We start from the raw sequence: 4,408 nt of genomic DNA, 5'->3' as shown, positions 1-4,408 counted from the left end.
AGCGGAACAATTATGAACACAAGCTGATGCTGTAGATTAGACTGCAAAGTGTATGAAAACTGTACTCTCTTACCAAAAGTACAGCCTGCTCGCTCATTACCTCAAAGTTAAGCGGGACTTAAGGAATCAGCAACAGGATGACAAATTGATCGTTTTTAAAAATGGCTGACAAGGCGCTCTTGAGGTTAAAGGAAGAAACCTCATCGTTATCAACCTCAACGGTTTGCTCAGTCCACATACAGGCCACCACAGCACTGATGATTGCTAACACTGCAGCGACTGCTGCAAACAGCATATAACCAAGCCCCTTATCCTCACCCCCCAGAAAGTTCACCGCTACGATACCAATGCCGCTGGCCAGATAACCACCCAGCGAAGCACAGACCCTTGGATAAGGCATCAGCTTTTCCCTTTCCTGCTTGTCCAGGGTAATCGTCGGTATCATTGACCAGAATGGTGCATCGAGCATGGTGTAGGTCATGCCCCAACCGATATAGGTAATGGCAATGAAGACCATTTGTTCGGTGCCGGAAAAGAGATGGGCAGAAAAAAGTGCCACGATAAAAACGGCATTGAGCAGATTACCAACAAAGATCCAGGGTTTGTATCGGCCCCATCGGGTTCTGGTTTTACTAACGATATACCCCAACATGGGATCATTGACCGTATCCCAGATACGGGCAATCAGAAAGACACTGCCAACAAAAACCGCAGAGACTCCCACCACATCGGTGTAATAAAAGAATAGAAATATATTGATTACATTCAGACTAAAGTCTTTTCCGAATCCACCAAAGCCATAAGACAGCTTGGTTTTCATACTCACTTTCTGGGTCTGGGTAACACTCATGACTCCCCCTTGCACAGCAAAAACGGAAGGCCTGCAGCCCAATGACTGCAGGTGTCCTGAATAAGATCTATTTTGTTAAAGTCATATAACCGGATGGTGGAACAAGCACTTCGTTCAGTCCTTTGTTCAGGGTAAATACTTCATCCCTGACGATTTCCCCCAGACAGTTCTTAACCATACATTTGACCGTGCTTTCTTCATCAAGCCTGACAAAAAGACTCTCTTCCATAGCCCCATTCACGAGAATGATGCTCTCTTCCGCTGAGTTAAAAATGTCAGCAACCATTCGCCCATGGGCGGTTATTATTTTGCGGTTACCCAGCTGGCTTTCAATTAAGGGATACTGCATTTCGGGGTAGTGGGAACGAAGTTTTCCTTTCAAAAGTATGTCTTTATGCGCCTTCCAGAAACTCAACCAGTGGCGAGTCATTTGCAGATGTTCTGCTGACAGTTCTTTCATATCCGGAGAGATCTGGGGAACCGAGAACAAGGTATTGATAAAGTGCAGACTGGCACTTTCGGCCGTATCTTCGTTTGACCAGATGAACATGTCGGAATGAATGGCGGTATCTCCGGAAAACATCCTCAAGTCCATAATACTCATGCGATTCATAATCGAGTCATTGGGACAATCGTGAACGCGGAAGATATTGCCGTACTTGCGAATCATCGGACCAATGTAACGCTGGCGGAACTCAATCATGATGTCTGGATTGATGGCAGACAGCGCCTGCCTGGTCCCCATCATCAATTGATCCACCGCATCAGGAAGTGATTCAGTATCACGCTCCGGATCGGCTTCCAGAGCGCTCCCTTCGGCATACGCCATATTGAACTCATCGATGAAGTCCAGCTTCAGACCGTCAAGGTTGTAGTCTTTTACAACACGACAGTAAGTGTTGATCAGATATTCACGGACAGCAGGGTAACGGGGGTCAAGGGTTCCGGTCTGATTCTGCTCACTGTAAAAAAGCAGGTTATCCTTAAACTCGTTCCAGATCTTGCAGCCCTGGCCAATAAAGGGAACACTGAGCCAGAGAAGATACTTCATGCCCATGGCCTGAACCCTGGCAACATGACCTTTCATATCTGGAAAACGGCTTTCTGCTACTTCCCAGTCACCACAAAACTTATAACCCCGGTTGTTATCATCGGTTTGCCAGCCATCATCCAGAATAATTGACCGACAACCCACTTCTGAAGCCAGTCGACATTGGTCTTCTATTTCCTGCTGGGAGAGGTTTTGATGGAAGCTGTACCATGTGGAATAAACAGGTTCCAGAGCAGCTTCGGGAACCGGCATTTGCTGATCCTTCATCAGCCATTCATACCACTGTGCCAAACTTTCAATGGCTTCATAATAAGGAGTAGAGCGCATATCAAGACGCAGGGTTCCTTTATATTCTCTGCGTGCAATCCCTGGCTCACTGAACAGGCACAGGCGAATACGGCCCACACGTTCTTCTTCATAGGCTCCGGCATGGACCTTCACACACTCATTGGCATCAGAAAGAGCAAAGCTGAGTCTGTTCTCTCCTTTCTGGCTGTAAAAACTTCCTACTGGAGCCACCTGACTGATCTGGCTGTCGTAGTGTGGCCACCACTCAGGAATACCTTTGTTACGGAATGATTTGGGATTGCCATGGGGACAAGGCGTCCACAGTGAGTGCATATTTACGAAGGGAAAGTGGACGTCCAGTATCGTTTGGGGAAAGTGAACACATTCTCTGGCCTGAATAGCAAAATCAATATAAAGCAGGCCATCTTCCCGACGCTCTTCCAGCTGAAGACTGAACTGATCGCTTGCTCCTGACATGGATAAGCGAATAGACAACGGATCTGACTTGAGTAGTTGTTCCACTTTTATACAACCTCTGGATAACAACCGCTGAACAACGATCCCCGACCTGAGAGCCAGTCAGAAGACCGCTGTTCATGTAAATAGAAAGTCAGAGCTGTTACAGAGCATTTATCTGTCCGAGTAAAATGCTGCATAACAACACTGCCACCCTTGAAAACCTTTTCAAAAAAATACAGAAATGCCCTGAGATAGTCATTCGCTTTTAGCCAGTGCGGAGACAAAACCGTGCAATGAGTGACATAGATCAACACTTGCAGCCATTGTGACCACAAGTGTTATCAAAACCTGATCAGATCAAAAAGAAGTGTGCCCGAAAGAAAAATGGGCAAAGAAAGAAGAGCTTAAGAGGCCGTTACAGAGTCTCTTTTTATCAGGGAGGGTTCAAATCTCAGTTCACCAGGTGAAGACACCGGGAGTCCACCCAGCTTCAAAGCGAGCTGTGCCGCTCTCTCTCCCATTAGCTCAATGGGATAATGTATCGTAGTCAATTTGGGGGTCATAAAGCGGGCAAAATGCACATCATCAAAACCGATCAATGAAATATCATCAGGCACTTTTAAGCGCCGATCACTGAGCGCACTCAAACAGCCTGCGGCCATGGCGTCATTATAGGCAAAGACGGCAGTGAACTGAGTGTCTCGATCCAACAGATCCATTGTTGCCCTGTAGCCCCCTTGTTCATCGGGTGTCCCCGTACCGATCAGTTGAGAATCAGGAATAATTCCAGCTTGCATAAGGGCATTCTGATAACCCTGATAACGATCTTTCAGATCATCTATATCGGTATCTCTGGACAAAAATGCTACACGACGATGACCGTTTTCAAGCAGATGTTTCACCGCCAGCTCTCCCGCCTCTATGTTATCAAGATAGATACACCGCCCTTCTGCCCCCTGGATTTTCCGGTTGATCACAACAGAAGCGGCATGAGGCGACAGCAAATCCATCAGCTGATAATCATGGAGCGCTTTGGAGTGTACTATTAACGCGTCACAACCTCTTTCCATCAGCGATGAGATGGCTCTGGCTTCCATGTCCGGCTCGTGGTGCCCGGAGCTGATCAAAAGCTGCAGGCTCCGGGACTGCGCAACGCTTTCCACACCACGCGCCAAAAGACCAAAGAAAGGATCACCAAGGTCACCCACAACCAGTCCCAGTGTATCGGACTTTTTGCTGACCAGAGCCTTGGCAAAACTGTTGGGTCTGTAGCCCAGAGACTCCATAGCCTTGTGAACGGCTTCCTGCTTGTAGTCAGCCACTTTCGCAGTCTGATTGACAACACGGGAAACCGTCGAGATGGAGACTCCGGCCAGTTTGGCAACATCTTTTATATTGGCCACTTCAAAAATCTCAAAACCAACGAATTTAAAAAAGGTATTTTGCCAGATTCTTGCCGCATCTTCTTGTCCCGCAATCCTCTCCAGCAAAGCTGCATCACACCGGCATCAAAATTGAACTTCTATCCTGTTTACTCTCAATACTTTCCAATCATTTAAAAATAGTTCTTGAAAACGTTTTCAAAATTGATTCAAATCAACAAGGTAAAAAGACAAACTGTTTTACTATCGCCTCCTAGGAGCCTGTCGGACTTAAGACTATTTCGGCCTGAATTCCAGAAAGAACGGCCCAATTATTCGATGAATTCGATTAAATAGGTCAACTATTCTCACGAATCCATCGAATAATTCGACTCGTTC

General features: G+C 46.6%; 3 protein-coding genes. All 3 read right to left on the bottom strand.

Annotation, left to right across the window (positions count from 1 at the left end):
* Positions 1–118: 118 nt before the first annotated feature.
* Complete coding sequence (locus ACR2PX_RS09270) at positions 119–850, bottom strand: glycoside-pentoside-hexuronide (GPH):cation symporter (protein ID WP_433999076.1); 732 nt, start codon at positions 848–850, stop codon at positions 119–121.
* A gap of 67 nt (positions 851–917) precedes the next feature.
* Positions 918–2,711 (bottom strand): glycoside hydrolase family 36 protein, encoded by a 1,794-nt coding sequence (locus ACR2PX_RS09265; RefSeq protein WP_433999075.1) that lies wholly within the window; start codon positions 2,709–2,711, stop codon positions 918–920.
* Between the two features lie 341 nt (positions 2,712–3,052).
* A complete protein-coding gene (locus ACR2PX_RS09260; RefSeq protein WP_433999074.1) occupies positions 3,053–4,138 on the bottom strand; it encodes a LacI family DNA-binding transcriptional regulator in 1,086 nt (361 codons plus the stop codon).
* Positions 4,139–4,408 lie beyond the last annotated feature (270 nt).

The sequence above is a fragment of the Endozoicomonas sp. genome, assembly GCF_051008435.1.
Classification (GTDB): Bacteria; Pseudomonadota; Gammaproteobacteria; order Pseudomonadales; family Endozoicomonadaceae; genus Endozoicomonas_A.
The sequence above is the reverse complement of the archived record's forward strand: the minus strand, read 5'-3'. Positions and strand labels throughout refer to the sequence as shown.